At 37.6% G+C, this 6,097-nt stretch carries 5 protein-coding genes; 3 read left to right on the forward strand and 2 right to left on the reverse strand.

Annotated elements, in window-relative coordinates:
* A partial coding sequence (locus NZ519_10925; protein MCS7029263.1) for a hypothetical protein occupies positions 1 to 368 on the forward strand: 368 nt, incomplete at its 5' end.
* On the opposite strand, the gene NZ519_10930 is transcribed toward NZ519_10925, so the two are convergent.
* Both NZ519_10930 and NZ519_10935 read right to left on the reverse strand, forming a co-directional pair.
* On the reverse strand, positions 343 to 486 hold the full coding sequence (locus tag NZ519_10930; protein ID MCS7029264.1) for a hypothetical protein: 144 nt from the start codon (positions 484 to 486) through the stop codon (positions 343 to 345). The genes NZ519_10925 and NZ519_10930 overlap by 26 nt on opposite strands.
* A gap of 18 nt (positions 487 to 504) precedes the next feature.
* Complete coding sequence (locus tag NZ519_10935; protein MCS7029265.1) at positions 505 to 3,984, reverse strand: hypothetical protein; 3,480 nt, start codon at positions 3,982 to 3,984, stop codon at positions 505 to 507.
* A gap of 235 nt (positions 3,985 to 4,219) precedes the next feature.
* Here NZ519_10935 and corA point away from each other — a divergent pair, with 235 nt between their 5' ends.
* Positions 4,220 to 5,173: a magnesium/cobalt transporter CorA gene (corA, locus tag NZ519_10940; protein MCS7029266.1), complete on the forward strand. Its 954-nt coding sequence runs from the start codon at positions 4,220 to 4,222 to the stop codon at positions 5,171 to 5,173.
* A 45-nt stretch (positions 5,174 to 5,218) separates the two neighbouring features.
* On the forward strand, positions 5,219 to 5,977 hold the full coding sequence (locus NZ519_10945) for an SDR family NAD(P)-dependent oxidoreductase (protein MCS7029267.1): 759 nt from the start codon (positions 5,219 to 5,221) through the stop codon (positions 5,975 to 5,977).
* Positions 5,978 to 6,097: the final 120 nt, after the last annotated feature.

Raw genomic sequence — 6,097 nt, forward strand, 5'->3', positions numbered from 1 at the left:
CGAACTGGGTAAAGAAAAAATTAGGATTGGGTAAAAATGAAGCCAAAGAAAAAACAGAAGCAGGCACACCTGCGGAAGTTATGCTTGCCGAACCCGAAAAGCCTGCAACCAAAACCGCAGAAAATATCTTTGGGGCAGAAAAAGAGTTTGAAAAATCTGCCAACCAAGCCGATGTACAAATTCAAAAAAATACACAGGAAATTATCAGTGGAGGAAGTAAACCTACCCACATCACGATTAACATAGCCAAGTTCCAGGATTATATTCAAATAACAACTAACAACTTACAGCAGGGTGTTCAGGATATTGAAAGGCAATTAGAGGAGATGCTGTTACGGGTAGTCAACGGAGTGAATCAGGTAGTATAATGCGTGAGGCATGCGAAGGGCGTGCGTCAGCACGGTGCGAAGCGCAGCGAAGCACCGAAGCGATAGCGTAGCCCGTAGCACGCCGACCTTGTGGGCGTGAGCGCAGCGAAACGCCCACAAGGGCACGCCCAAAAAATTAAAACATCAATCGTAATTGCATACGACCTGTGTGCACTGTTTTTGTACCTTCACTCGCCCTGCCATCATACATTAAGGTTAATTGCAAACTCTGCGTAAGACTTTGATTGAGCTGCACATTCCAAAGTACATTCCGACCTGCTCGCAAACCTTCTAACAACTCAAACTCAATAGGTGTATTTGTACTACCATTGTACTTAATTTGGGCATAATCTACTAAAAACGATAAATTTGTCTTTGTACCTACTAAATACTTGACATCTAATCCCGTTTTAAGCACCCGCGCATAGGTAGAATCCGCATTCCAACGGTTGTTTTTTTGATCAACAGACTGTTTCAAAGAAATACGTAAATTCCTGTTCCATTGTACATTACAACGAACTTCATACAAGTTTTGAATAATATCAAAATTGCGATTAATCGCAAAATCTGTAAATACCTGCTTTTGTCCTGTTTTGTAAATGAAATAAAAACCATACTTCTGCTTGATAACCGTCCGCAAAGTGTATTGCCAATAAGGATTAGTGCGAGTTTCAAATCCATTGGAAAGAAAAAGTTTAGTTTTATTATGCGTATGTTCTATATCAAAGCCGAAGCCCCCTTTGCCTAATCCACTACGGTTATAGTAAAAAATATTTTTGAACAATTGCGTAGCAGAAAGCAAATTTATGTTGTCTAAATCCACTTGCCAAGGTAAAGAAAAATTTATTTTGCCGTCCGAAAGGTATTTTTGTTCAATACGCATGTTACTTTGAAATGACAAGCGCTTAACTACGGTATGATACCACTTATTACCTTTGACTACTTTGGCTAAATTGATGTTAAAATTCTGCCCAAACTTTTGACTTAATGCAGGAACAAACTCATTTGTCAATAGAAAAATACGCACGTACCTTGCCCGGTCTATGAAAGGGGAAGGCTCAAATTCGTTAATTTCTTGAATACCGTTTTGATTGTAATCATTCCATAGATGCGTCCCCATGCCAGGTTGGACTTCTACAAAAGCTACTTGGCGTTTCTGTTCTCGCTCGGACATGTATTCTATAAAAGTGGCACTTAAAAAAGCCCTGTTGAACCATTCTTGGTCAATCTGTAAATTGCTTACCACAGTTTGCTGATTTTTTAAGCCCTGCCGAATAAAAACACTATCCATTACTTTGAATTCGCGATAAGTATTGTTCCACCTGAATTTAACTTTATCCCACTCTTGATAAGCAAATTTTGCACTGTACGTATTTGCTACGTTTTTGAATAGACTTTTATTGAAGGGCGTAGCAAAGTCCTCTCGGTAGTTATATTTGAGTGCGTATTCAAATTTTTGTTTAGGTGTGTTCTTGAAAAAAGGTTCAATTTCTTTGAAAATGTAGCCCCCTGGCAAAAGTGTATCGGCTTTTATGTTTTGGTTGACTTTGTTTTCATAGATGTAATTCGCTCCGAAATGAAAATACTTGAAAGGTTTGGTCAGGTTGCCAATACTTCTGTACCAAGTGGTAAAAGTATTTTTGTAGGTATCGTTAAAGTATTCGCTGAATGCGTTTCCGATGAGATGTTTTGCGTTCCATTGGTTTTCTATTCGGATTTTGTTTGCAGTAAAGCTGTCCGTGCGTGAAAATCGTCCGAGAATGAGCTTATGTTGCTGTGTTTTGGATACATACTGTACATTAGCAATATACCTGCGTGATTGTTGGATAGTAAGCAGTTCCGTAGGAATGTTCCATTCACGAGCAAATTCAGCTATTTCAAAACGGTCAATTGCGTTAAAATGAAAGTTTATTTCTTTGAAAGCCAGTTCGTATAAAAATTTTTTAGTAGTGTCTTTGAATGGAGTTTTACCTATCAAACTAATATGCTGTGCTATTCCGATGTTATCTTCGTCATTGAGCGAAGAGTAAAGATTTTTATCTACGTTGCTGATAGCCGTTTCACTATGAATTTGCCAATTTTTGTGGATATCATATTTAGCTACGGCTGTGGTCATGGAATAGCTATTCGGAACAACAATAAATTGTACAGGGGCATATTCACCTTGTGGAACGCCGTTAATAGGCGCCACCCATTCAAACACAGTTCCATTGACTAAACTTTGCTTTTTGCGATAATCGCCACGAGTAGGTGCAAAAGTAATAGCATAAATGGCAGAGTCTTTATTGGTAGAAAAATAGTAATAAGTGTATGTGTTTGTGCCGATAGTTGTGTCTCTTTTAGCGTACCGAATCTGTTTATTACTTGTATCTATACGTATAGCAGGAATAAAAGCTTTTTGAAGTGTATCCCCTATCTTTTGTAAAATGGACTTTTCAGTATCGTTGAGATTACCTTCTAAACGAGCGTTAGGATTATCCCGTTCAGTGTAATGATGTAGCTCAAAATTAAATTTTTTACCTACCTGCTCACGAAAGCCAAACGCGTAATTAGTACGAACATAATTTCTGTCGGCGTATTCAAAATCAACCACAATCCGAGAATAAGCGTTAATGATGCAATTGTTGGTAAAAGTGATTTGAGCGGCATTGTAGTCTATAACGTAGTCTGCTTGTTCGCCCCGTTGTTTAAGTTCGCCATTGACGTACACTTTTTCCGAACCTGCTAAAATGATGATAAAAGGTTCGTTATTTCGCCCTGTCAAACGGTAAGGTCCTTGTACGCCTTCTTTACCTGAAAAAGTATCATTTTTGAATTTACCTTTGGCAATAGATACTGCTCCGTATAATTCTTTACTTTTCCAAGTTTTGAATACGTGTTTATCTTCAATAACTACTCTTGCACCTTGTACGTTCTTATAGTAGCGTAAAAATTCTCCATCAGATTTACGAAGTTCATAATCGCCAAGCGTAAGCGTAGTTTTTTTACCTTTTACTTGGATAAAAATGCGGTTAAAATCTGTAATTTGAGCTGTGTTACCATCGGGCTGAATGGGAATATTTTCATCGGTAATAGCCGCTACAATTGAAATATCTTTGTTCAAATTGCCATTAAACTGCAGCCTAAATCCTGAATTGACTACTAAATCTTGGTTATTACCGAAGGTAATACCTCGCGTAAGACTACCTTGCTTGTTAAGCTTAGAAAATTCAAAACCTAATCCTTTATCTTCGTACTCATAAGGAATTTCAATAACTGAAAAAGATGAGTTAGCGGTTTTAGTAGTATCGTTTTTGGCGCTGAACACTCTTTTACGCTTGTAATATACAACGGGAACAGGTGTAGGCAAAGTACGATAGCTAATCGTAACATTTGTCAATACCTTTTTGCCGTGATAGACCATTACATTTTTGAAAGGTAGAATTTCAAAATCTGCTTTGAGTGTATCAGGTAATTGAATAGTGTTAGGATTAACATTAGAAACAGGAAAATATACAGTATCTTGCGGTTGAATACGGCTGAATGTATGTTTTTGTAGATTAGAGTATTGAGCTTGTACGCAAATACAAGCAAATAGAAGTTTAGTCCATAAAATAAGTGTTATTTTTTGCCACACGAATATACAAATATGCAATAAATTTAGTAAATATGCAGAGGGTTTATCCAAAGAGTTTTAGCTTTTTAGTTTAGGTTTGAATAATCGCAAAATGAAAATCAAGTATTTGACTTTCAATTTTTTATTGTTTAGACCCATAGCTTTCTACTGATGTAATTTTATTCGCAGCAATATATTTAATGCCATTTTTACTCAAAAATATTAAGTTTGCACACGGCTGTAATTTGAGTTACTTGTGGTTATCTTATCTTACAAGAATGGAGATAAAATTATGCAAAGCACTTCTATTGCTGCTTTGCAAAGTACGCCTATTTCGGACATGATTTGGGTAGATTTATACCGCCCTACGCCAGAAGAGCAAATGATAGTAGAGCAAAAGTTTGAGACTAAGCTCCATTCTAGGCAAGAAACAGAAGAAATTCAAAGCAGTGCAAGATACGAAGAAACAGATTCAGAAATTACTTGTATCAGTAACTTTTTGACACTCAATGCAAATGGGACATACACCAGTGAAACCGTAGCTTTTATTCTCAAACACCAAGTTTTAATATCGTATCGTAGCAGTGAGTTACGGACATTTGCAGAATTATACAAACGCATGCAAGGTGCTGCCCGATGGTATTCTACAGGCTATCACGTATTAGTTAGTATTTTTGAACTTCGCATAGACTTGGACGCAGATTTAACCGAACTTTTAGCAAAAGAAGTCGCCAATCTGACTAAAAACATCAACATGCAGCAAGTTCCTGCGGAGGATAGTTTATTTCAAATAGCCCGATTTCAAGAAAACACGATGGTTATGCGTGAAAATATTATTGACAAGCAGCGAGTAATTTCGGCTATTTTGAAAAGTGATTATTTTCCCGAAGAGGTTTATCCTAAACTCCGAGTAATGATAAAAGACATTGGTTCTCTACTAGACCATGCACGTTTTAATTTTGAACGTTTAGAATACTTGCAAAATACAGTACTAGGTTTGATTAACCTTGAACAAAACAAGGTCATAAAAATATTCACTGTCGTTTCTGTTATCTTCATGCCGCCCACACTCATTGCAAGCATATACGGAATGAACTTTGAGTTTATGCCTGAACTGAAATGGCTGTTAGGTTATCCGTTCGCTTTACTTTTGATGGTACTCTCTTCAGCTCTAACGCTGTTTATATTCAAACGAAAAAAATGGTTATAGAGCATCCCGTTTCAAATCCATTATACTTTTGACTATACTTGCAACATGAAAACAGTACTGATTACAGGGGCAACTTCAGGTTTTGGTTGGGCAACTGCTGCTGCATTTTTAAGACAAAATCACAGAGTTATTATTACAGGTAGAAGGCAGCACCGATTACAAGCCTTTATAGACCAACACAAAGAACAAGCTGCTAATATTCTTCCCCTTTGTTTCGATGTAAGAAACAGAGAAGAAGTAGAAAAAACCTTACATTCCATGCCAGATGAGTGGAAAAATATACATATTCTTGTTAATAATGCAGGGTTAAGTCGGGGCTTGACAGAAATACAGAACGGCGAATATGCAGATTGGGAAGAAATGATAGATACAAACATTAAGGGACTTTTGTATGTAAGTAAAGTAGTTATCAATTTTATGATTGAGCGTGGCATTGAGGGGCATATTATCAATGTAGGTTCTACCGCAGGGCATGAAGTATATCCGAAAGGTAACGTATATTGTGCTACCAAGCATGCCGTAGATGCCATTACTAAGGGCATGCGTTTAGATCTTTTGGCGCACAACATAAAAGTAAGCACAATTGACCCAGGCATGTCAGAAACTGAATTTAGTATCGTTCGTTTTCATGGTGATGTGGAACGTGCAAAGAAGGTTTATGAAGGATTTGAACCGCTTCGCCCTGAGGACATTGCGCAATGTATTTTGTTTATGGCTAATGCGCCCAAGCATGTCAATGTAGCTCAAATACTTTTATTACCTGCGGCACAGGCGAATACGGTAACCGTCAAAAGGAACCTGTAAGAGGTTTTTGAGTTTGTTAGCTTGGTAATGATCTAAATTTTAGTTTATTTTTTGGGCGTGCCCTTGCCCACACTTCGCTTGCGCTTGTGTGGGCAAGGTCGGCGTGCTTCGGGCTACGCT

This window comes from Bacteroidia bacterium, from assembly GCA_025056095.1.
GTDB lineage: Bacteria > Bacteroidota > Bacteroidia > JANWVE01 > JANWVE01 > JANWVE01.

Coding starts and splice junctions, on each gene's coding strand:
- NZ519_10945 (MCS7029267.1), top strand. CDS start 5,219: ATGAAAACAGTACTGATTACAGGGGCAACTTCAGGTTTTGGTTGGGCA.